At 48.7% G+C, this 25,097-nt stretch carries 12 protein-coding genes; 9 read left to right on the top strand and 3 right to left on the bottom strand.

The window, feature by feature from the left end; translation table 11 throughout:
- Positions 1–399 precede the first annotated feature (399 nt).
- Together RIG68_RS05945 and RIG68_RS05940 are read right to left on the bottom strand one after the other, a co-directional pair.
- Positions 400–627, bottom strand: a complete 228-nt coding sequence (locus tag RIG68_RS05945) for a hypothetical protein (RefSeq protein ID WP_350119825.1) — start codon at positions 625–627, stop codon at positions 400–402.
- Positions 617–1,648 (bottom strand): alpha/beta hydrolase, encoded by a 1,032-nt coding sequence (locus tag RIG68_RS05940; RefSeq protein ID WP_350119822.1) that lies wholly within the window; start codon positions 1,646–1,648, stop codon positions 617–619. Before RIG68_RS05940 ends, RIG68_RS05945 begins: the two co-directional genes overlap by 11 nt.
- 265 nt (positions 1,649–1,913) lie before the next feature.
- On the opposite strand from RIG68_RS05940, the gene RIG68_RS05935 reads away from it, so the two are divergent.
- Positions 1,914–3,548, top strand: a complete 1,635-nt coding sequence (locus RIG68_RS05935) for an alkaline phosphatase D family protein (protein ID WP_350119820.1) — start codon at positions 1,914–1,916, stop codon at positions 3,546–3,548.
- A gap of 125 nt (positions 3,549–3,673) precedes the next feature.
- Here the strand turns inward: RIG68_RS05935 and RIG68_RS05930 are convergent, their stop codons facing one another.
- A complete protein-coding gene (locus RIG68_RS05930) occupies positions 3,674–4,663 on the bottom strand; it encodes a S41 family peptidase (protein ID WP_350119817.1) in 990 nt (329 codons plus the stop codon).
- Between the two features lie 398 nt (positions 4,664–5,061).
- On the opposite strand from RIG68_RS05930, the gene RIG68_RS05925 reads away from it, so the two are divergent.
- From RIG68_RS05925 to RIG68_RS05890, 8 genes are all read left to right on the top strand, one after another.
- The gene (locus RIG68_RS05925) at positions 5,062–6,240 is read left to right on the top strand and encodes a J domain-containing protein (RefSeq protein WP_350119815.1); all 1,179 of its coding nucleotides are present in this window, start codon (positions 5,062–5,064) and stop codon (positions 6,238–6,240) included.
- A 70-nt stretch (positions 6,241–6,310) separates the two neighbouring features.
- Positions 6,311–7,918 (top strand): M1 family metallopeptidase, encoded by a 1,608-nt coding sequence (locus tag RIG68_RS05920; protein WP_350119812.1) that lies wholly within the window; start codon positions 6,311–6,313, stop codon positions 7,916–7,918.
- On the top strand, positions 7,915–8,376 hold the full coding sequence (locus RIG68_RS05915; RefSeq protein ID WP_350119809.1) for a GNAT family N-acetyltransferase: 462 nt from the start codon (positions 7,915–7,917) through the stop codon (positions 8,374–8,376). The genes RIG68_RS05920 and RIG68_RS05915 overlap by 4 nt, the downstream gene beginning before the upstream one ends.
- 179 nt (positions 8,377–8,555) lie before the next feature.
- A complete protein-coding gene (locus RIG68_RS05910; protein WP_350119806.1) occupies positions 8,556–8,969 on the top strand; it encodes a DUF3052 domain-containing protein in 414 nt (137 codons plus the stop codon).
- Positions 8,970–9,119: 150 nt separating this feature from the next.
- Entirely contained in the window at positions 9,120–10,958 is a 1,839-nt protein-coding gene (locus RIG68_RS05905; protein WP_350119803.1) for a M61 family metallopeptidase, read from the top strand.
- Positions 10,959–11,080: 122 nt separating this feature from the next.
- Complete coding sequence (locus RIG68_RS05900; RefSeq protein ID WP_350119800.1) at positions 11,081–12,664, top strand: tetratricopeptide repeat protein; 1,584 nt, start codon at positions 11,081–11,083, stop codon at positions 12,662–12,664.
- Positions 12,645–14,309 carry a tetratricopeptide repeat protein gene (locus RIG68_RS05895; protein ID WP_350119797.1) on the top strand — a complete coding sequence of 555 codons (1,665 nt, stop codon included), beginning with the start codon at positions 12,645–12,647 and terminating at the stop codon, positions 14,307–14,309. The genes RIG68_RS05900 and RIG68_RS05895 overlap by 20 nt, the downstream gene beginning before the upstream one ends.
- Positions 14,310–14,444: 135 nt before the next feature.
- Positions 14,445–25,097 (top strand): SGBP N-terminal domain-containing protein (locus tag RIG68_RS05890; protein WP_350119794.1); only part of this gene is annotated, 10,653 nt, incomplete at its 3' end.

The following is a 25,097-nucleotide window of genomic DNA, read 5'->3' as shown; positions in this document are numbered from 1 at the left end:
AATTGAACGTGCATAGCGGTTTGAGCTTGCCTGTATCCTGCCATTGTTTGCTAAGACAGCAAGTCAATATGGAGCGCCTGTTGGTGTTTGCCATTGGTACAATTCAAACATTGTTCCTCCCTTTCTGCCTCAGCGTTTTTCCCTCATGGAGATTTGCGTGAAATAGCCCCGATATAGCCGCACCGCCAATTGGTTTATACCACTCATCCAGGCCCTTTCCGGAGCGCCCGGCTTAGGGCTTGAACGTAGGTGTCGGCACGGCCAAATAACCACACCGAAAGAGCCGTCAGACACCGGATCACGCCCTTGTTTTGTCCCTTTGGGAGAGACTGTTCCTAAAGTCAGGACGGGGCAGTACCACCATCTGGTCAATGCTGCTCCGTCCGGGCTCTTTCAGCCCTACCTCACCCCTGGCACGCCCACCGGCTTGAAATTATTCCACGGCCAGTCCTTTCTTTCTACCTTGTTCGGATACACCTCGCTCAGTATGGCTCCTTCGTACAGCCTGCCGTTTTTCATTATGTACTTAATCGTATTAGTATTCCTCAGGTTTTCCAGCGGATTGGCGTCCAACACCACCAAATCAACCAGCTTACCTGCCTCCATCGAGCCCACCTCATTCTTCAAACTCCAAATAGAAATCAAAAAATGGCAGCACCTGGTTTGGAATGCGGCCATCGGTAGTATAAATACCACTAGTATGCGTGCCAATATATTCCTCCGCAAAATGTTGGACACCTACATTCTCCAGGCGTTGACTGAACATTTTACACTGTTGTGTGAAGCGTTCTCCGGCATTGCGACCCCAGTCCATTTTAATAGCCTTCAGCTGCTGTAGGTTCGTCAGGTTGTCCTCGATCATGTGTACCGGCATATTGGCATACCACTTTTCAAGCACGTCCTGGCGGACGATCAGCTCATCGCCCTTGTACTCAAAAGGCAGGTCACAGTAGAAAGGCGGTTTGTTCGCATTCGGAGACCAGGAGCGACCAAAGGCTATCATCACCTTGCCGAAATAGGTCTTCCCGAGGTCTTCCATGGTGGTGATGCCAGCAATCTCTTTGAATGTATCGCTGTTTGGACCGTATTCCCGTACAATGGTGAGTGCCCCCGGACTTATCATGTATACCGAGCTGAAAATATCGGGATGATGCATAGCGATTTTTATGGCGCCATAGCCGCCCATGCTGTGCCCGGTAATGCCCCGGCTTTCCTTGGTGGCGATGGTACGGTATTTCTTATCCACATGAGCTACCAGGTCGTAGGCCGTGAAATCCTCCCAGTTTCCAAACAGGCCCGAGTTGCTGAAAAAGCTGCCGTCGTAACTGGTCTTCTCATCGGGCACCACCATGATGAAGGGGCGGATCTTGTGACTGGCAATGGCCTCATTGAGCAAACCAGCCATGCCCATCATCATCCTGTTGTCGCCCATAAAACCGTGGAGGAAATAGATAACCGGATAACGCTGGCTGCCCTTGTCGTATCCAGGCGGCAGGTAAATCGATACCGCCCGGGTGGGCTTCTCTCCCATCTTGTTTTCGAGGTGCTTGGAATATACGGAATCGGTCACCACCGTTCCTTTGGGCGTTTGAGCCAACACTGACGCCATAGAAATGCACAGCGCCAGAATAAATAGAAGCTTTTTCATCGCAGGTATGCTTGTCCTCCCTAAAGTTAGTGTTTTCGGCCAATACAGCTTCATTGAAAACTTTAGACAATCACACTACCCTAAAGATTATTCGCTTTCGGGCTATGCCATCGCCGTATCGATGATATCGACATTGACGCCCGTCTACTTAGCATTTTTCAAAACAATGGAAAGAACAGTGAATGAAACTTCCCTTTCCTTCAGACTCCCTGCCCTTTCCCATCATTTTTGCAGGCCTACATCAAATGTCTGTTATCTTAGCTAAATGAAACACATTTTCTACCTACCCTTCCTCCTGCTCCTTGCTGCCTGCGCACCAGGCAACCAGCCAAAAGACTACAGCAACAGTAAGCCGCTGGTCACAGCACCTTTTGAGAAACTCGACACCCTGGCCACCAACGACTGGTGGAACCGGCCCGACAATCCTATTATCAACCTCAAAGTCCCCCGCAGCGAGGTAGTGGCCTTTGGGCTTTACACGGTGTCCAACAACACCCTGAAGCTCTCGGCCCAGCTCTACCCCTTGTACCCCGACGAATCACGGGAGGTGAGGCTTGAGGTGAAAGAGGCGGGCAGCTGGAAGGAAATCCAAACATCGAAGGTCAACGATTTGGGCTGGTCGGCACTGTTTCGGGTGACTGATTGGGACAGCACCCTCGACACTCCCTACCGCATTCTTCACGGCGACTCAGCTACTTTCGAAGGACTCATTCGCAAAGACCCAACGGACAACGGCAGTATTTCCATGGCAGCGTTGTCGTGCAATTCCAACCGGGACAGGGGCGACAGGGCCAACTTTGTGCGCAATATCAACTTTCAGGATCCTGACCTGATGTTTTTCGCTGGCGATCAGTCGTACGACCACACCGAGCACACGGCAGCGTGGCTCAAATTCGGGCAGCAGTTCAAAGAGACCTTTCGCACAAGGCCCTGCATTACCATCCCCGACGACCATGATATTGGCCAGGGAAATCTTTGGGGCGAGAATGGCAAAAAGGCGGCCCGGGTACAGGGCGACGACGGAGGCTATTTTTATCATGATCAATATGTGAAAATGGTGGAGCGGTGTCAAACGGCCCACCTGCCCGACCCCTTCGATCCCACGCCCATCGAACAAGGTATCGGCGTTTACTACACGAACCTGATGATCGGTGGGGTTGACTTCGCCATCATCGAAGACCGTAAATTCAAATCGGGCCCGGGTGGAAAAATCCCTCAGCAGGGGCCCCGCCCCGATCACATCCGCAATCCCGATTATGACCCAGCATCCATTGATGTGGAAGGCCTGCAACTACTGGGCGACAGGCAGCTTGCCTTCCTTGACCAGTGGGGCGCCGAAAGCCAGGGCGTGATGAAAGCGGTGCTTTCGCAAACCGGGTTTTGCGGCGGCGCTCACATACATGGCGACTCCACCAATCGCCTGCACGCCGACCTCGATTCCAACGGCTGGCCCCAGACCGGCCGCAACAAAGCACTGGAGAAAATCAGGGCTGCCGGAGCAGTGCATATTGCCGGCGACCAGCACCTGGCCACGGTGATCAAACATGGCATCGACGAGTTTGGTGATGGCCCATGGGCATTTGTAGTGCCTGCCATTGTCAACAACTACTACAGCCGCTGGTGGTGGCCTGCTGATGGAAAAGCAGGCGCACACCCGAACACCGCTACCAGCCTACCCTGGACGGGCGACTATCTCGATGGGTTCAACAACAAGATCACCATGTATGCCTATGTCAATCCTGAAAGCCCTTCCAGTGGCTCGGGCTACGGATTGATTCGGTTCAACAAAGAGAACAAAATCGTCACTTTTGAATGCTGGCCGAGAGAGGTGGATGTCCGCCAGGGCGACGCCGGGCAGTTTGAGGGGTGGCCTTTTACAGTGGCTATGGGCGGAGAGTAAGAGGCAAACCAAGTGGCCTACAGGTAGCCGACACCATCTGACCGATGACGACCTTCACACCACGAGCAATGAACTTAAGTTAATCTTCACATCAGACCAGCAATGCCAACCTCTTAGAAACAACCTCACTCCCCTTGTAACCAGGCAATTGCCCGGTTGATCGAGGCCTCGCTGCTAGTTGGGTCGTCGGGTTCTATGGGGACACCAAAGACGTTCTTGTTCCGGTCGGCCTGGTAAGCCGTAGTGAGGATCAGCAATGAATCATCGCTGATTTGGTAAGCGGTATTGCTGGTGGATAACCCGCAGGTAGCTTCACCAAAGCTTTTGGTATTTTCCCTACCTATAAAGCTAATCGCCACTATCTCGCCTGAGCTCGCAATGCCATTGTTCAACAGCACCGCTACCTTAGGGTTATCCTTCATCAGCTCGTAAGGTTCGGTCAGCGTTGTCACGGCACTTCCGTTTAAAGTCGAAGCACCTGCCTGATATCCCCACGACTCTTCCGATCCGTCGGGATAAACAAAATAACCAGCGACTCCCTCGCCCAGGATAGGCCCTATCCCAGCTATCATAGGCCACATATTACCTCCACCATTATTTCTCACATCCACAATCCAGCCAATATTATCCTCGCTGTCCTGAGTTTTGATCTGCAACTGTATGGCTCGTGCAAAGGAAAGCGCTGCTCCGTCGGCAGATCCTCCCGAAAAAAAATTTACTTTCACATAGCCTATGTTATCCGGAATAGTGGGCAGCACATTATTTTGCCCTTCGCAGCTAAGCTGCCCAACGAAGATAGTGCCTGCTCCGCCACTTTTTCTATAGCTGCTGTGGTTGTCGCCCAGCAATGTCAATGCCTCCTCAACAGCGATGTAGGTATCTTCTATACTCTTTGCTCCAATAGCCTTAGCAAATACCTTTTCTCTAAAGACTGTCCAGTCTATTTTATCCCTGTTGATTGAGTTGGCTTCCATGATGTCCAAAATCTCAGTCAGGAAACTCTCGGCTTCCGCTGACAATTCGGTAGGGTCGTCGTCTTTGTTGCAGCTGGCAGCAAAGAGCAGGCTTGCGGCCATCATGGCCACGAAAAGGGAGGATCGTTTTGGAAAGTTCATAATATGCAAAGTCAAGTAAGTAGGAAAATGGCTTTATTGAATGTTTCTACCAGTGAAATACTAACGAATAGTGGGCTATTTACAGCAGGGAAACATCTTTATAAGAACAATTACCTTGGCTATAACACCTATTGGATACAAAAAAATGCCAGGAAACTGATCGTTGAGCCAATGGCGTTACCTCCCACGTCGTTCCTAACGGGACTCGCAGTGTGGCTAGGTCTCGCCACTGGCAAGCCCTGTAAGGGTGGCATATCCATGCGATGGGTGCCAGCCCTTCGCACCAAAGCAGTAACGCCTGCACAACCACCTCACCCACCGTTATCAACAACAAATCACTTGTGATAATCGTTTTTCAAGGATAATCGCTAAATTCATTTCTCAGAACCGATTTTCCTTTGCGCAACTACTACGAAATACTGGGCGTTCCCGAAGAGGCGGGACACTACGAGATCAAAGCTGCTTTCAAGAAGCTGGCTATGACCTATCACCCTGACAAGCATGCTGGTGACCCTGCCATGGAAGAGCGCTTCAAGGAGATCAACATGGCCTATCAGGTACTCTCCGACCCTATTCAAAAGGCCAACTACGACTACCGGTTCAAATACAGCGTACCGACTTACGAATACACTCCTCCCTCACAAACCTACGAAACGAGGCGACCCCCTTACGCCAGGCCGGGCAAAAAGACCACCTATTCGTACGAGGAGCTCAAGCGCAACAACAAGGGCACCCTGTGGGCTTTCGGCCTCTCACTGGCACTGGCCACTGTCATCATGGCTGCCATGCAAGCTTATGCCTTTTACCAGAACCTGAAAATGGAAGCCCTGCTGAATGAGAGAAGAAGCATTTTTGATACGGCAGTAAAAGAAGCAGAGCTTGGTCATATGGACGAATCGTTGAAAATCCTCTCTCCTTTTGTGACCTTCTACAGAACTGAAGAATATATCAAGGACTTCAAAGAGTCGCTACTATCCAAAGTGATTCACGACGGCGACGTATTTTTCGAAGCAAAGGACTACGGCTCTGCCCTCGAAAGCTACCTGATTGCCGAACCCTACCTGATTTACCAATCCTTTGATTTTAAGCTCAGGATGGCCCAATGCTACAAAGAAACGAACCAATTCAACGCCGCCATCGACACGTACACCAATCTGCTTCAGACAGGCCTGCAAAAACGCCACATACTGAAAAGCATGGCGGAAATTTACCGCGACAACCTGGCTGATTATGAGGAGTCGCTGAACTACTACCACCAGGCGGCCGATGTCATTATCAACAGCTATATATCCTCTTTTGGCGAGGCGTATATTATCCTGATCCACAGCGGCAACGTGGGTCGTGAGGACCTCGACATATTTCTGGGAGAAGCCAGGGGCTACCTGCTGGTGGGCAATGTGGAGCAAAGCCTCCACGAAACCAAGTGGCTGGCCAACGTATGGCCCAGGGCTCAGGAAATTTACCTGCTACGGGCCGATTGCTACCAGGCTGTAGGTGATGAGAAGGTGGCTTGCCAGTACAAAAACCTCGCAGCCAGAATTGCCCCGCTGCCCGAAGGCATGGCCGCCTGCCGTTGACGTATTCTTTAGCTGTGTGATTTAAAACACTCGTTTTTGCATTACTTTTAGGGCTGTAACTATACACAACATGAAGCCCATTCTCTATACCCTTGCTTTTGTACTTACCCCCTGCCTGCTCTTTGGCAGCGATCCCTACCCGTTGAACCCGGCCATCGATGTGCAACACTATGCCTTCAGGCTGCAGCTGTCGGAAGAAACCAATCAGGTGAAGGGCAAAACGGTGATTGAGGTATTGCTGAAAAATGACATCGAAGCCTTTTCGCTGGACTTGCAGAACGAAACTGCGAATGGCGGCATGAAGGTGACGGAATTGAAAGTGGATAGAAGGGAAAGCACCTTTTCTCACAACAACAACCGCATCCGCATCAACACCAGCGGCAAGGCAGGTGAAACCATCAGGGTCACTGTTCAGTATGAGGGAGTTCCGCAGGATGGGCTCATCATTGGCACCAACCTCTTTGGAGAGAAAACCTTCTTTGGCGACAACTGGCCCGACAGGGCCCATCAATGGTTGCCCACCGTGGACCATCCGTCGGACAAGGCCACCTGCGAGTTCATCATAGAGGCGCCTGTTTACTACCAGGTGGTGGCCAATGGCAGGCTCAAAGAAGAAACTGTTCTTTCAAACGACACCAAAATCACTCACTGGATCGATTCAGCGCCTATTCCCACAAAAGTAATGGTGTTTGGCGCAGCTACTTTTGCTGTGGATCATGTGGGCTCAGTTGGTAGTATTCCTGTGTCATCGTGGGTATACCATCAAAACAAGAATGCCGGTTTCTACGACTATGCCCCGGCCAAAGAGATACTGGCTACTCTCCAGGACATTATTGGCCCCTACCCTTTCGAAAAGCTGGCCAATGTGCAGTCCAAAACTAAGTTTGGCGGAATGGAAAATGCCGGCAATATCTTTTATAACGAAAAGACGGTCTCGGGTGACCGTGATATTGAAGGCCTGATCGCTCACGAGATAGCCCACCAGTGGTTTGGCAACTCCGCTACCGAAAAGGACTGGCACCATGTTTGGCTCAGCGAAGGGTTTGCGACCTATTTTACGCAGGTATACATGGAAAAGACCTATGGGAAAGACAGCCTGCAAACCGGTATGAGGCGAATGCTCCCCAAAATTGGCGAGTATCATGGCAAAAATCCGAACTCGGCTATTGTCGACACCAACATTACCGAGTTGAAAAAGCTTTTGAGCACCAATACCTACCAGAAGGCTGGCTGGGTACTGCACATGCTTAGGAAGCAGGTCGGCGACGAGGCGTTCTTTGACGGTGTGCGCACTTACTACGACACTTACAAATTCTCCAATGCACTCACGAGCGATTTTCAAGCCGTGATGGAACAAGCCAGCGGACAGCAGCTTAGCTGGTTCTTTGATCAGTGGATTTTCCAGCCATTGTTGCCCGAGCTTTCCCTGAGCTGGAAGTACCATAAAAAGCTGGGCAAGCTATCTGTTCAGGTGAAAAGCCCGGGACTAAGCAAGTCGGTCAGGCTCCCACTGGAGGTGGGAATCAAAGGTGCCGATGGAACTATCAGCGAAATCAAAATAATAGACGTGTCTGGCGAAAGCACAACAGCAGAATGGGACATCGCTGAAATGCCCACCGGTGTCGTCGCAGACCCGAACGTATGGCTGCTGGCCAAAGTGAAGGTAGTTGGGAAATGAAAATCAGAAAGGGTACCATCGAGGAAGTGGCTGAAGCCTCGCTTCACATTCCTGAACTCCACGATCCCTACAAAACGGCCGTGTACCACCAGCGCCTTGCCAACACCCCTCACCTGATCCTGATAGCGGAAGCAGGCGGCAAAGTGATTGGTTTCAAAGTGGGCTACGACAGGTACAAAGACGGCAGTTTTTACTCCTGGATGGGTGGGCTACATCCTGCCCACCGAGGCCAGGGTATCTATCAGCAACTGACAGAAATAATGGAGCAGTGGGCTTCAGAAAACGGCTATACCCACATGCTTCTCAAAACAAGAAACAAGCTCAAACCCATGATTCGGTTTTGTCTGTCGCAGGGCTACTATGTGAGTGGTTTTTCGGAACACCCGGATCCGATGGAATCGAGGATTTATTTCTGGAAAAACCTGCATGTGAAACCACAAAACTCAAGCAGCAAATAGCAAATAAGCACCAAATGCAAAATCTCAAACGTTGAGCGTCTGGTTTTGAAATTGGGATTCAGAATTTGGGATTTGTTTGAGTTTTGCTTTTTGTCTTTTGGAATTTCCAGATGACCATTTTTCAAAGCAATTAAACTAGTTTGCCTAAATTAGTCTCCGTTACAACAAACTGACACCCCATGGCTGGCTACTCAGGCACTCCTCTCGCTAAAAAACTGGGCATCAAAGAAGGAAGCAAAGTACTTCTTGTCAACCGTCCGTCACATTACTTCGAATTATTTGAGGACTTTCCCAACGATGTGCTGGTCCATGAATCGCAAAGTGTTGACTTGTATGACATCATTCACTTTTTCACCACCAGCAAAGACGACCTCCACGCACAACTGCCGAAGCTAAAGAACAAAATAGAGCAAAATGGCATGATTTGGGTCTCCTGGCCCAAGGGGAAGTCCAAAATACCGAAGGACCTTATCGAAGACGACATCCGCAACCTCATGCTTACCATCGACATGGTGGACGTGAAGGTCTGTGCCGTTGATAATGACTGGTCGGGCCTCAAAGGCGTTATTCGGGTAGAAAAGAGGAAGGTTTAACGTTTTTTCACCATAATAAATGTTGAGCAACAAAAAGTATTTAGCTTAATTGCGCCCTTCTTTTGCTTGCAACTTTCTAAAACAACATGGCTTTCATTAAATGATCCGCAATCTGGTGACAGGAATGGAGCCCAAACACAAAAACTCTCAATGAAAAAGTTGACTCTTTTCTTAGGTGTGCTTCTCACCTGGAGCTCCCTTTCTGCTCAAACTACTGGCTACAAAGCATTTCTCGACCTCAATGTTGTGAAGGACGACAAGGTGAAAGTGAGCATTGAACTACCTGCTGTGTCTGCCTCGGAGATCGAATACCAAATGCCAAAAATAGTACCAGGCACTTACAGCATCTACGACTTTGGCAGGTTCCTTTCCGACTTCAAAGCCTTTGACATCAATGGCAACGAGCTTTCCGTTGATTCACTTGACCAGAACAGGTGGCTGATCAAAAATGCATCATCGCTGGCCAAAGTAGAGTACTGGGTGGAAGACTCTTATGACACGGAGCAGGGCAATACTGTATTTGAACCCGCCGGCACCAACATTGAAGAAGGTAAGAACTTTGTCATCAATACCTTCGGCTTCTTTGGCTACCTCAAGGGAATGAAGGACGTAAAGTACGAGGTGAATATCTCCTACCCCGAAGGATTCTATGGTGCCACGTCGCTTCAGGCGACCAAGTCCGAAAACAATACTGACACCTACATCGCCGACAACTACTTCAATCTGGCCGATGCGCCAATGATGTACTCGGTGCCGGACACCACCACCATCAATGTGGGTGGAGCCGAGATTCTCTTTTCTGTCTACTCACCCAACGGCCTGCTCACTGCTGCTTTTGTAAAAGACAATGTGAACCAGATATTGGAGGCTCAGAAAAACTATTTGGGTGGAACATTGCCCATTAAAAAATACGCTTACATTATCTATCTTTTTGCAGGGCCATCACAATCCGGTGCCCTGGGCGCACTCGAGCATTCATATTCTTCGATGTACAGCCTGCCAGAGGTGAACCCCAAGTACCTCACACAGCTGATCAAAGACGTGTCGGCCCATGAGTTTTTCCATATCATTACGCCGCTCAGTATTCACTCTGAAGAGATAGGAAATTTCAATTTTATTGACCCAAAAATGTCAAAGCACCTCTGGATGTACGAAGGCGTAACTGAGTACTTCGCCGGACACGTGCAATTGGCCGAAGGGCTTTTTGGCATCGACGAATACCTCTCCAAGATAGAAGAGAAGGTAGTGAACGCCGCTGGCTATAACGACACGGTACCCTTCACCGTCATGAGCAAGCTTTGCCTCGACCAATACAAAGATCAGTATGGCAACGTATACGAAAAAGGTGCATTGATCGGGCTTTGCCTGGACATCAGGTTGCGGGAGCTCTCTGGAGGCGAGTACAGCGTTAACAGACTTTTGAAAGAGCTTTCAAATGAATATGGCAAAGACAAGTCTTTCAAAGATGATGAGTTGTTTGATAAAATTACTGAGCTGACCTACCCGGAGATCAGGGAGTTTTTCAGCATGTATGTGGAGGGAAGCACACCTTTGCCCCTGAAAGAATACCTGGCCAAGATTGGCGTCAGCTTTACTCCTGCCCAGGCAAAAATGGAACCTTCAATGGGAAATATTTCTTTCGGCCTCGATCAGGAGAGCGGTCATTTGGTGGTAGCAAAGGCTGACAATCTGAACTCATTTGGAGAAGACATGGGCTACAAGGAGGGCGATCACCTGCTGGAGTTTGATGGCATAGCCCTTACGGTACAAAACTTTCAGGAGGCGGTAATGGCCTACAAGGAAAGCCGCAAAGAGGGCGACAAGATCACGGCACTAGTACAGCGGGAAGTAAAGCCAGGGAAAATCAAGAATGTAAAGCTGAAAGCGAAGGCTATCATGGTAAAAACGCAATCGCCTCCATCCATCGAAATGATGGAAAACCCCACTCAGCAGCAGCTTGATCTCTTATATGGCTGGATGAGCAAGTAGGCTCACACCTTGTATTACCATTACATTAATAAAGCCGCTGTGAAAGATCATAGCGGCTTTATTTTTGTCATTTAGAAGTTCCCTTGCTATTTTGAGGATTCATTTTTTAATCAAGCTGCCTAATGTTGAAGCTGCCCGGGCTACTAATATTTTTCATCTTTATTATTGGCGACACAGCTGCATCTGGCAACAATGTCGACAGCCTTAAAATGGTTTTGTTAAAGACCACCGATAGCAACGCACGAATTGACCTCTTCACAGAGCTTGCCAACCAATTCAGAAACAAAGACACCGACTCGATGCGGTGGTATGCTGAGCAGGCGCTATTACTCACTGACGCCGACACCCCGCCAATCGCCATAGTGAAAGTGCTCAATCTTATTGGCATCTACCATTTCCAAACATCCGCCTACGATTCTGCCATCTATTACTTTGAGCGAGGCATACCCAACGCACAGCTTGCAGGCGATACTGCACAGTTGGCGAGCTTTTTTAACAACATTGGACTTTGCTTCACCTATAAATCAGCCTACGATAAGGCCATCGAATACCATCTCCAGGCTTTGGCTATCAGGGAGACCACAAACGACCCCAAAGTAAGCTCTTCTTACAACAATCTGGGCATCACTTACGACAGGATGTATGATCTGGAAAACGCTGAAAAGTATCAACTAAAGGCGTTGGAGTTTAAACGGAAGGAAGGTCAGCGGCTTCCCCTCGCCAATAGCCTACTCAACCTCGGCATCATCAAAAGAAAGCAGGAGCAGTACAAAGAAGCTATTGCCTATTATGAGGAATCTTTGGTAATAGCCGTAGAGTTTGATGATAGTAAAAAGATGGCCAATGCCTACAATAATATAGGTTCAGCCTATGTAACGCTGAAAGACTTTAAGAAGGCAGCAGGCTATTTTGAGAAGTCTGTTGCACTGAAAAGGGAGGTCGGTGATCATCAGGGGTTAGCCCGCTCACTGGGTGAACTCGCAGAAGTGAGGGCTTTCTATGGAGATTTTGCTGGGGGAAGAGCCCTCATACTAGAAGCGGAAGCTATTGCCGCCAACCTTGGCTCCAAAGAAATAGAGCACATTACCTACGCCAACAGGGCCGACATTGAAGAGATGGCAGGGAATTACAAAGCAGCCCTGGAGTTTGAAAGAAAAGCCTCAGGCGTGTGGCGTGAAATGGTAAGCGAGGAGAAAAATGATAGAATAGCCGAACTGGAAGTCGCATTTAACACTACCCAAAAAGAGACTGAAATTCAAAAACTGGCGCTACTTAATAAAGTAAATGAGGCACAGGCAGCCAGTGAAAGAGCGTGGTTTATAGGCTCGGTGATCAGCCTGTCAATGTTGGTGATTGGGCTGATGATCTTTGCCACCATGCAAGGGAAGCGACGAAAGGTGGAAATGACATTACAGGAACACCAATTTGACGCCTTGCTAAAGCGCTACGTAGACCTGCTGGAAGGCCCTATGGCCACAGAACTTGCCGTAGACTTTGCAACGATCAATGAAAAACTGGTAGACCCGTTAACTGAACGTGAGTTCGAAACTTTTACCCTCAGCCTGGCAGGCAAGACAAATCAGGATATAGCCAACAGCCTGTTTTTGTCTATTAATACCGTTAAGTTCCATTTAAAGAATGTCTATGTTAAATTGGGCGTAAGTAACCGAAAAGAGGCTGTTGAGTATGTGGTTTCCAGTTCCTGAGAAAATTACCTCTCTATTTATAGTAGTTTTTTTTATCAGCGTTCGTTGCCTGGGACAGGGTGTCGCAGTTGACCGCCTGAAACACATGGTCGAGGCGGAGGAGTATGAGCAGGTTGTGACCGTCGCAAGTCAATTGCTCGAGAACTCAAAAGACCCACTTGAAAAAGCCAGGCTCTACCAGCTAAAAGCCGATGCTTTATACTACATCAACAACCTTCCTGAGTCGCTGGAAAACTACCTTTTAGCTATTGACGCTGCGTCAAAGTCGGAAGTAAACGACTTGGTGCTCTTGGTTGAATGCAACTCTCATGTTGGCTTTTGCTACCGGGAGCTGGGCATCTATTCCAAAGCGCTGGACTACTATTTCAAAGCGCTGGACTATGCAGTTTCATTGCAAGATTCTACCGAGCTGGCCACCGCCTACTACAACGTGGGTTCCGGCTATCGGTCGCTCGGCGACTTTGCTAACGCTATTGATTACACCAATAAAGCCTATGAAATCGACAGGGTCAAAAGAGACACGTCGGCTATTGCTTTTGATTTAAAGCAAATGGGTAGCCTTAGCGAGGAAAATGGCAACTACGGTAGAGCGATTACTCACTACAAAGAGTCTATACTGATGCACCAAAAAGGTGGTGGCAATGCCAACTCCGTGGCCGAACGAATGAACAATATTGGGCTAGCGTATCAACAGCTTGGCATGATGGACAGTGCGCTGTACTATGTACAACAATCCCTTCAGGCTCACCAGGCGCTCAACGACAGTATCAATATAGCCGAGCGCTGGGTGAATCTTGCTTCCATCTACAACCAGCAAAAAAAATACAATGAGTCCAGAAAACTGGTGGAACTAGCCATGCATTACTACGAAGGGCTCGAAGAAAGTGAGCACCTCTCTTCTGCGAGACTAACACTGGCGGAAAACTACATGCTGACCGGCCAGTTTGCACAAGCCGAAACCATGCTGACAGAGAACCTCAACTTTAGTAAAAAGAACCAACTTCTAACACAGCTAAAGGATAGCTACGGCTTACTTGCAAGGGTCAAAGAATACAAAGGTCAATACATTCAGGCACTAGATGCTTTCAAACAATACAAGCTACTGGAAGACTCCACCCTCACACTTTTCAACAGAAATGCCATCTCCGAGCTCAACATCAAGTATGCAGTGGATGTGAAGGATCAGGAAAATATTATCCTCCGGCTTGAGAATGAAGTGCAGCAAAGCGAAATAGCCAGCCAGGAGATTCGTGAAAGGTGGCTCATGTTTTCACTTGCCATAGTCGTAATTTCATTGTTATCGATCACACTGGCCCTGATGTCGAGGTATAAAGCCAAGCGCCTGCAGTTGGAAGCCGAGGTAAATGAAATGCGCACGAAGATAAAGGTAGTACTTGATCAGGATACCCGGGCATTGAATATGGAACTTGATAGCATTAACCAGCGCCTCTCACAACCCCTATCCGAGCGTGAGTTTGAAATACTCACCCATGCCCTGAGCAACCTCAACAACTCTGAAATCGCTGAGAAAGTATTCGTTTCGGTGAACACGGTGAAGTATCATTTGAAGAATATCTACGAAAAATTAGGCGTTACCAACCGCAAGGAAGCGCTACAGTTTGCCTTGAGCACTCCAAAAGAATAAAATTCAATTCATTAATTATCAGATAGTTAAAAAAACTACCCACCCGGGTAGGTAGCAAACTACCCCGTTGGGATAGGCTTATCCTTTTGTATTGATGGCAACTTCACTGGCATAAATCGCAAAAACCTTTATGCCATGAAAAACATTTTACATTTGAAACATTTTTTGCTGGCCTTGTTATTAGGCGCCGGAGTTCCGGCGGCGCTTGGTCAGTCGATTTCCTACAATTCATCATTCGACCTTACGAATGGAGCAACCTTCGACGATAACTTCCTGATTGGTACCGAACTGACTGTGCCAACAGGTATTGCGTTCAACCCTGACGGCACTAAGATGTTCGTTTGCGGGCAGGGAGAGGTAAACCAATACACACTCACAATTCCCTTCGAGGTAAGCTCCGGAGCCAGCTTCGACGAATCTCCTCTTGACATCAGCGGCACTGAAACAACACCTGAAGGCATTGCCTTCAATACCAGTGGAACTCGAATGTTCATAGTTGGGGCCTCTAATCTGAAAGTCTTTCAATTTAACTTGAATTCAGCCTTCGATATTACTGCTGGTGTCACGGCAGCCGGAAGCTTTGATTTTTCAGGCAACGTTACGACACCAACAGACATAGCCTTCAACCCAACTGGGAGCAAGATGTACGTTACTGGTTTACCAGGATACAACATGTATCAGTATTCTCTGTCTAATTCTTTTGATGTTAGCACTGGTGTGACCTACAACGGCTCGTACAGCCTAACCTATAATCACCAGGCTCAGGGCTTCGCCTTCAGCACTGATGGTTATAAGATGTTCGCCGTGTCCTTATTGAGTGACCAAATAAATCAATACTCTCTCAGTTCTGCATTTGATATCACGTCAACTGTGACCAAGGACGATGCGTTTATTGACATTTCGGGCCAGGATCTGAATGGCAAGGCATTGGCATTCAGTGCCGACGGCACTCTTATGTTCATGGTGGGGGATTCCGGAAACGATATCAATCAATATGATCTGCATCCAGGAGTTTTGTCGGAGGCCTCTGCCAACAATGGGAGCATAGACCAAACGACTGGCATTCGTATTTCAGGAAAAACATTTGCAAATGCAGGGGGAACCCTATCGCAAGGAACTCATTTCACCATTTCCAATTTACCCGCAGGGTTTTCTCCATCAATGGCGGTAGCGGCGGGTGGGAAACTAGCCACCTTGAGTTTATCCGGCAAAGCTACTGCACATCAGGATGCCAATGATGTTTCCAGCCTTACTATCACTTTTACCAACGCAGCTTTTGTGGGAGGAAATGCCGCAGGCGTAGCAAACGCAGTAGGCGCCAACAGCGGCATAGGTATCAATTTCGTAGACAACAAGCCCTATCTGACGCATGGAAATGCCTTCGACCCGACTGGCGGCATGTTTTTTGCCGGCTCACTTGATATATCAAGTGAAGGTACATCTCCTGAGGGTGTTGAGTTTAGCTCAGACGGAATGACACTCTTTGTGGTCAACAATATTGATCTGGAGGTCAACCAGTATTCTCTATCGTCGCCTTACCACATCACCTCCGGCGTTTCGCACGAAGGCGCCTTTGACTTTTCCGGAGAAGCTTTATCTGCCCGTGGCCTGCGTTTCAACCAGACCGGATCCAGGCTGTTCGTACTCGATGCCAACCTGGATGAAGTGGAGCAGTACACCCTTACCACACCCTGGGATGTAACCGGAACAGTCACCCACAATGGCACAGCCGATGTAGGTGAAGAGGGAAACGTTACTGATCTTGATTTCAGCTACGATGGATCCAGGTTATTCATTATTGGAACCGCCACAAGGGCTATTCACCAGTATTCTTTGGCCACACCATTTGACATTACTACAGGCGTGACTTATGATGGCTCCCCATTCAGTGTTAGCGACAAGGATACCAACCCATATTCCCTGGATATAAGCTCCGATGGTCGGCGAATTTTTGTAGCGGGAAATGGCAGCGACGACTTACACTCCTACCTACTGGGCCGTAGAAATGACATTACTTCTGACGTGACCTATGAAGGCACCTATTTTGACTTTAACACTGTCGACAGTTTCGTAATGGGCTTCACCTTTAACAAAGCAGGGGACCATATGTTCGCTGTGGGAGTTACCAATGATAAGCTCTACGATCTTGTCCTCAAGCCATCCAAATTTTATGAGTCTTCAGGGAACAATGGATCATTAACTTCCAGCGCTCCGATTTATCTTGCGGATGATCAATTTACTCACGCTGGAGGTACGTTGACCCATGGCTTTAGTGGTGACTATTTTATCAATAATCTCCCCGCCGGACTGACCCCGATCATGACTATTGCCGCTGACGGACAATCAGCCACTCTTTCTTTTAACGGCCAGGCAAATGATCATCAAAACGTCAACGATGTAGCAGACCTCTCTGTATTGTTCAATAATTCGGCATTTGAAAGTGGTAATGCCGCTGCCGTAGTCAACTCAAACAGTTCGGACACCAATTTGAGTATAGACTTTTTCGACAACAATGAGGCAGTGGTATACAACAATGCCTACGACCTTTCAAATGGTGCCATCATCACCGATATACATATTGCCAAGAGTGGTCTGACGGGACTGGCCTACAATGACACGGGTACGAAGCTGTATGTCCTTTCTAGTAGTTTCGATGACGTCACTCAATACACCCTAAGCAGTCCTTATGATATATCAACTGGCGTGGTGGATGGAAGTCCATTCAGCGTCCTTTCTCAGGATGCCACCCCCACCAGTCTGGCGTTCAGCAATGACGGCAGCAAAATGTTTATCGCCGGTCAGGCCAATGACAACATCTATCAATACAATCTGTCAGTGCCATTCGACATCACTACAACACCGACCCTTGATGGCTCATTCGGCACACTTCCCTTTGAGGGTAGCATAGAGGGCATCACCTTCAACAGCGATGGGACTATGCTGTTTTTTGTTGGAACCGCCAAGGACCATGTTTATTCAGTCACCCTTTCGTCGCCATTTGACCTAACATTGGGCGCAACAATAAGCAGCTCCGGTTTCAATGTTTCCAATGAGCAATCTGGCCCGAACGGGCTGTCATTCTCACCGGATGGGCTGGGAATGTTTATTTCGGGGGCAGCCGGTATAAGTCAATATAAATTGCTGGCACCCTACGACCTGAGTCAGGGGGCCTCTTTCGAATACACTAGTGACATAGACGGAAGTGACCTGGTCTTCCTAAACAACGGAACGACTGTTGCCACTCCGTATTCCTCAGCGGTTACCCATTATCAAATAAGTAACGGAATCATTTTAGAAAATGATGCAAATACAGGAACTGTAAGTGGATCGTTCAAAATCAGTCTGCGTGATGACTTGTTCACAAGTGCCGGGGGTACACTTACTCATGGGGTTGACTACACCATTACGGGTGTACCGTCAGGCCTTAGCCCACAGCTAGCAGTTGCTGCCAGCGGATCCTCCGCTGAGCTCACTTTTTCCGGGAAAGCGACCAACCATCAGAATGAGGATGACGTGTCCACCCTACAGTTCACATTTGCCAATGCTGCGTTTGCCAACAGCAATGCCGCAGACGTGGCCAATGCTGTTAGTCAGTCGGTCGACATCGTCATTAATTTCTTCAACAATTACCCTACGGTAGTTTATGGAGAACCGTTTAACTTTTCCTCAAATGAGCCTGATTTCGCAGGCTCCTCTGGTTTTCTTATCTCACAAATTCACGGTATCTCCTTCAATCACGACGGCAGCAAAATGTTTGTTGTAAGTGATCCTGCCGACGCCGTAACGCAGTATACGCTTTCCACTCCTTACGATCCGTCATCTTTTTCCAGCGATGGCACATTTAGCGTGGCTGGTCAGCTCACACGCCCCTATGGCATGGCCTTCAGTGCAGACGGTGACAAGCTTTTCGTAGTGGGAACAACTGGCACCAAGGTCAATCAATATTCGCTGACCACGCCTTTTGTGATTACAGAAAACGTGACGTTTGACGGTTCTTTCAACACCACTGAAAGTAGCCCGCAGGGGGTGACATTTAACCCCACCGGAAGCAAAATGTACATCATTGGCTACAACAGCGACGCTATTCTTCAATATTCTTTGGAAGTCCCATTTGATGTTACCTCAGGCGTATCATTGGATGGCACCTCAGGTGCCCTGGCCGAAGATGGCTCTGCTACCGACCTTGCGTTTAGTCCGGACGGCATGAAGGTGGTGGTGCTTGGATCATCTAACGATGCTGTCTTTCAGTATAACCTCACCTCGCCATTCGACATAACGGCGGGACTTACCTACAGTGAAAACTCTTTTAGCGTGGGAACCGAAGACACTACCCCAGGTGGTATTGCTTTCAACCGACAAATGACGAAAATGTTCGTTGCAGGGCTAGTAGGTGGCGATATCAACGTTTACAACCTTCACAATGCGGACAGTTTCCTGGAAACGGCGAGCAATGATGGTTCCCTCTCGGGCACGGCCGACATCCGGATTTTCGATGATAAGTTTACCAACACCGGAGGCAGTTTTACCTACGGTGACGATTTCAGCGTGAACAACTTACCGCAAGGGCTGAGTGCTGCAATAGCAGTGGCCGCCGATGGGAAGTCGGCTACCCTAACATTATCTGGCATAGCTGATGAGCATCAAAAACTCAACGACATTAGCAGCCTCGAAATCACATTCGAGAATACAGCTTTTGCAGAAAGTGATGCCGCAAGCGTCTTTAACTCCACAGCAGCTGCTTCCGGAGTAGGTGTAGACTTTGTCGACAATAAGGTACTGAGCTACGGAAATGCGTTCAATTTGGAGCACGGGGCTGTCTATAAGGGCTTTAGATCTATGAGTCCAGAAAACTATCCTCAGGGAATAAGCATGAGCCCTGACGGAACCAGGGCCTACATTGTGGGTAAAACCTACGACAGAGTCTATCAATACAACCTTTCTGTAGCCAATGATCTCTCTTCGTGGACCACGGCTGGATACTATAGTGTTCAAACGCAGGAATATGACCCTACTGACGTTACTTTTAGTGCCGACGGAACCAAAATGTTTGTCTCAGGCATAAACGCAGACAAAATACACCAGTATTCGCTAAGCAATCCATTTGATATTACCTCGGGTACCCGAATCTATGATGGGGGGCTAAGTATTCTGAACCCACAAGGAATAGCTTTTGGCGGAAACGGCAGAAAATTATACATCATCAGGGATGGCGGGACTGTACAACAAATGAGTCTGGCCAACCCATACAACGTTGTCTCCGGCGTTACGTCAGACGGTAGCTTTAGTGTTACTGCCCAAAACAGCGGAGGCCGTGCCATTGCTGTGAGTGCAGATGGCTCCAGACTGTTTGAGGCCGGATGGGAAGAAAATGAAGTGCATCAATATAGCACAAGCTCACCATTTGACTTCGTGTCAAACATCAGCTATGATGGAATAGCCTTCGACACTAACTCCACATCTGGATTTTATCTCACAGGCATGTGTTTCACTTCCGATGGCAAAAAACTTGTGGCTGTGTATGAAGGAGTAGCACGTGTTCATTATTTCGATCTCCCAGGAGACTTTTTTCACGAGTCTGCCAACAACGACGGGTCAATAAATGGGCACCTGTCGGCCCGAATTTCAGGAGACACCTTCAGTAATGCCGGAGGCACACTGACTTATGGGGCCGACTACACTATCGCAGGAGTTCCGGCGGGGTTAAACCCTGTAATGGCTGTAGGAACCAGCGGCACTGGTGCAACACTGACTTTCACTGACAATGCCGCAAGTCACCAGGATGCCGACGACGTGGGTGAAATAGATATCACTTTCAATAACTCGGCCTTTACATCAGGTGATGTGTCGGACATACTTGGTACAGACGCCGGCACCGGGGTGGGTATTGATTTTAGAGACAATGAAGCCGCTATCAGCTACGGTAATAGCTACAATATCGACTACCTGCCCGAAAACCACTCAAGTATGGATGTCTCAGCTGACGTTACTAACCCATATGATGTAGCCTTTTCCTCAGACGGACTCAGGTTATTCACTATCGGAACCAGCGACAAGTCCGTTCACCAATATAACCTCACAACGCCGTTCGATATCAGATCCGGGGTATCACATGCCGGATCACCGCTGGACGTTTCTGGAGAAGAGCCCAACCCCTACGGGCTAACTTTCAACAATGACGGCTCCCGCCTATTTGTAACCGGAGATGATAAGTACATCCACCAATACACCCTCTCCAGCGCCTTCAACATTACAACCGGCGTTACCTACAATGGTGCATCTGTTAGCGTTGGTGAACAGGAGGGATTCCCGATAGACCTCGCATTCAATGCCAATGGTAGCAAAATGTATATCCTGGGTATCTCTGGACACGAAGTGAATCAGTTTAGCCTGAGCGCACCATTTGATGTAACAGCCGGAATAAGTTTCGATGGAAATCCTTTCACAATCGTCTCCGAGGTAACATCTCCTAAAAGCATGGTTTTCAGTGCCAATGGCACCCGGCTGTTCATTCTCGGGTCATCGAGTGACCGGGTTTATCAATACAAACTTTCCGCTCCCTTTGATATCACTCTTGGTGGCACAGTCGAATCTAACTTCTATGTTGGCTCGTTAGACAATGGGCCCTCTGGGTTAGCCTTCGATAGTAGTGGAAAGCGGCTGTTTATCGCTGGCTTAACCAACGACGCTATATTTCAATTTGATATTGATGAAGGCGGCTTTATGGAAGCTGGCATCAATGAGGGCTCCGTGGAGGGTTCGATCAATATAACCCTGAAAGATGAGGTATTTACAAACGCAGAGGGGATATTGTCATTCGGGTCGGACTACACAATTTCAGCCTTGCCAAATGGGCTCACCCCTATCCTTTCGGTAGCAGCAGATGGATACTCAGCTATACTGACTCTTTCTGGAAAGGCCGCCAACCATCAAAATACTGACAATATTGCCAGTCTGGAATTTTCATTCTTCAATTCAGCTTTTGAGGGTGGAAACGCCTCTGTGGTAGAGAACGCTACAAATGCTACTGCAGGAATAGGAATTAACTTCAGAGATAATTTACCAGCTGTTTTTTACGGAGATGTTTTTGACGTTTCGAAAGCCGTGAGTGCCGGAACCCCTCTTGATGTTAGCACACAGGATTCTTACCCGACGGGCATCGCATTCAATGACGACGGTACCAAAATGTTTATTTCCGGAAACGACAATTCTCTGATCCTGCAATACACGCTTTCTACCCCGTATAATGTAACCAGCGGAGCAACACCTGACGGATCCTACAATGTTTCGGCCGAAGACGAATACCCCGAAGACCTGGCTTTTTCAGCTGACGGAATGAGAATGTTTGTCCTGGGCGACGACAATTATACCGTTTACCAGTACAACCTCTCAACACCATTCATCATTACGGCGGGAGTTACTTACAGTGGCCACTCTGTTAACGTTGACAATGATATCGATTCTCCCTACGCACTTGCATTTAACACTGAAGGCACAAAAATGTATGTCGGTGGCAGCGGTAGCCTGTCACAATATGGCCTGAGTGCTTCGTTTGATCTATCTTCCGGGGCTGTCAACGAAGGAGCCCTGGCACTTGATGGTGGTGAAGCTGGGATTCAAGCCTCTGGCATTGCTTTCTCACCTGATGGTCGCTTCCTGCTGATTTCTGAAGTTACCGACTACGGCATCATGAAATATCGTCTGAGTGCGCCTTTTGATATCACTCAGGGTGCCACATTTGACGGCGAGTCAGCCTATTATGACCTGGACGCTGACGGCATCTATCCTTCCGGACTGACAACAAATCCGGCAGGGTCAAGGATCTTTATAACTGACGGAGAAAACGCAAGAATTGCTCAATACAATATTGACCTCGGCAGCTTTACCGAAGCAGCATCCAACGACGGTACTATAGAGGGCTCAATGAACGTCAATATTGTAGACGACACCTTCACAAGCCCGGGCGGAACACTGGCATCAGGCAGCGCATTTACGATCACTAATCTGCCCACTGGTTTGGTGCCTTCGCTTGCTGTGGCTGCAGATGGTTACTCTGCTACTCTTAGTTTTACCGGCAAAGCCTCTATTCACCAGGACGCCACCGATATTTCGGGCCTGATCTTTACTTTTACCAACAGCGCATTTGCCAATTCAAGTGCCGCCGATGTCGACAATGCGATTAACACTAACAGCGATATTGGCATCGACTTCCTGATCAACACAGAAAATGACATCCTGGAATTTGTGCTTACTGACCAGGTAGACGTTGCTGAAATCGACGACGACAACCACACGGTGACGATGGAAGTAAACGCTGGCATCAGTCTGACATCCCTTGTACCTACCATCACTTTGTCTGACGGTGCCACCAGCGATCCCGTCAGCGGTATGTCGCAAAACTTCACATCAGCAGTGAGCTATACCGTTGCCGCTGAAGACGGATCAGAGCAGGTTTGGGAAGTAACCATCACCGAGCAGCAGGTGGTTCCTACCGACATTGAACTGTCGGAGCAGACTATCGATGAAAATAACAGCATTGGTGATGTGCTGGGGACCTTCTCGTCAAATGATGGCAATACCTCGCAAACCCACCTCTACACATTCGTGGCTGGTGAGGGCGACGCTGACAACGGATCGTTCCAGATTGATGATGATGCGCTCAAAGCCGTCGAAGTATTTGACTTCGAAACCAAAAGCGAATACCTCATCAGGGTACAAACCGACGATCAAAACGGAGGGCTTTTCGAAAAAGCATTAGTGATTACCATCAATGATGTAAATGAAATACCCACAGATATTGCGCTGGATAATACTGACGTAGACGAGAGCAACCCTGTCGGTACCTTAGTGGGCACCTTATCAACCACCGACGAAGACAATGGACAGTCACATCTTTACAGCCTGGTAAGCGGCACCGGAGATGAGGGCAACAGCTCCTTCGCTATTGACGGAAATCAGCTAAAAACTGCTGTCACGCTGGACTTTGAAACCCAGGATACCTACTCCATTCGAATAGAGACCGACGACCAAAATGGTGGTACTCTGGAGGAAGTATTTACCATTTCCGTCAGCGATCTTCCCGCCCAGGTAACGGCGCTTGCACTGGACAATCAGTCGGTGATGGAAAACCTGGAAGCAGGTGCGGTAGTGGGCAACCTAACTACTACAGGCGAGGACTTGTCTGGGTCGTACACCTACACCCTCGTTTCAGGAACGGGTGACGCCAATAATTCGCTGTTCGGTATCTCAGGCAGCCAGCTGGTAACCACGGCTATGTTCGACTTTGAGGCAGCCAACAGCTACAGTGTCCGCATTAAAACGAACGATGGGAACGGAAACACACTGGAAAAGGCCTTTACCATATCAGTAGGTGATGAGGCCGAATCCAGCGATGCCAATATCCTCACTTTTGTTTTGGCTGAACAAGCCGGAGATGCGGTGATCAGCAACGCAGACCACACAGTGGCTGTTAATGTAGTATTTGGTACCGACATCACAGCGCTGACTCCAGAAATCACCATTTCAGCAGAAGCAACAATGAGCCCGGCTTCCGGCGCAGCTCAGGACTTCACAAACGCAGTGGTGTACACAGTAACTGCCGAAGAAGGGAATACCCAGGAATGGACGGTGACAGTAACTATTGCTCCCAACACAGCAAATAACATCCTGACCTTCGTTCTGGCTGGACAAACAGGTGACGCTGTCATTGATGCTGAAAACCATACGGTAGGTATCGGCGTTCCTTATGGCACCGACCTGACCGCCCTTACTCCAACCATTACGGTTTCCGAACAGGCAACCATTGACCCAACAAGTGAGACCGCTGTCGACTTTTCTTCTGCGGTCGTTTATACAGTGACGGCTGGCGACGGTAGCACTCAGGAGTGGACTGTAACAGTAACGCCTGCAATGAATTCAGCCACCGATATCCTGGCCTTCGTGTTGACTGAGCAGACAGGTGATGCAGTGATCGACACAGAAAATCATACCGTATCGGTGACTGTTGCCACTGGTACCGATGCCGCAGCGCTTGCCCCCACCATCACCGTTTCCGAGCAGGCGACAATAAGTCCGGCGAGTGGTGCAGCACAGAATTTTTCTGCCCCAGTTACCTACACGGTAACTGCCGGGGATGACACCACCCAGGAATGGACAGTCACGGTGACGGTTGAGCCCGCACCATTGAGTAGTGCCAGGGACATTCTCACCTTCTCGCTGCCCGAAGAAACCGGGCCAGCAGTGATTGATGCAACTGCACATACGGTGGGCATTGAAGTGGCTGTAGGAACAGATGCAACCAGTCTCGTGCCAACCATTACTGTCTCAGAAGGTGCTTCGGTTAACCCGGCATCTGGTGTGGCCCAGGATTTCACGAGTGCCGTTACTTACACAGTAACTGCCGAAGATGGCAGCACCCAGTCATGGGCAGTAACCGTGACAGTGGCCCCAGCACCTAGCAGCGCTAAGGACATCATCAGCTTTTTGCTGCACGAACAAACAGGTGATGCCGTCATCAACACCACGGATCATACCGTGACTATTGAGGTGGAAGTTGATGCTGATATCACCAGCCTAAGTCCTGCGATTACTGTGTCTGACAAAGCCTCGGTAAGCCCTGGCAGTGAAGTGGCTCAGGATTTCTCAGCAGCTGTTGTGTACACAGTTACTGCTGAGGATGGCAGCACGCAGGAGTGGACAGTAACGGTGACGGTCGAAGAGGGAACAAAAACAGGTATTCCCGAGGTGTTTGCAAACCTCAGTGTTTACCCTAATCCAACTGTCGATAAAGTA

Origin of the sequence: Imperialibacter sp. (assembly GCF_040222385.1) — a bacterium.
Lineage (GTDB): Bacteria > Bacteroidota > Bacteroidia > Cytophagales > Cyclobacteriaceae > Imperialibacter.
The sequence above is the reverse complement of the archived record's forward strand: the minus strand, read 5'-3'. Positions and strand labels throughout refer to the sequence as shown.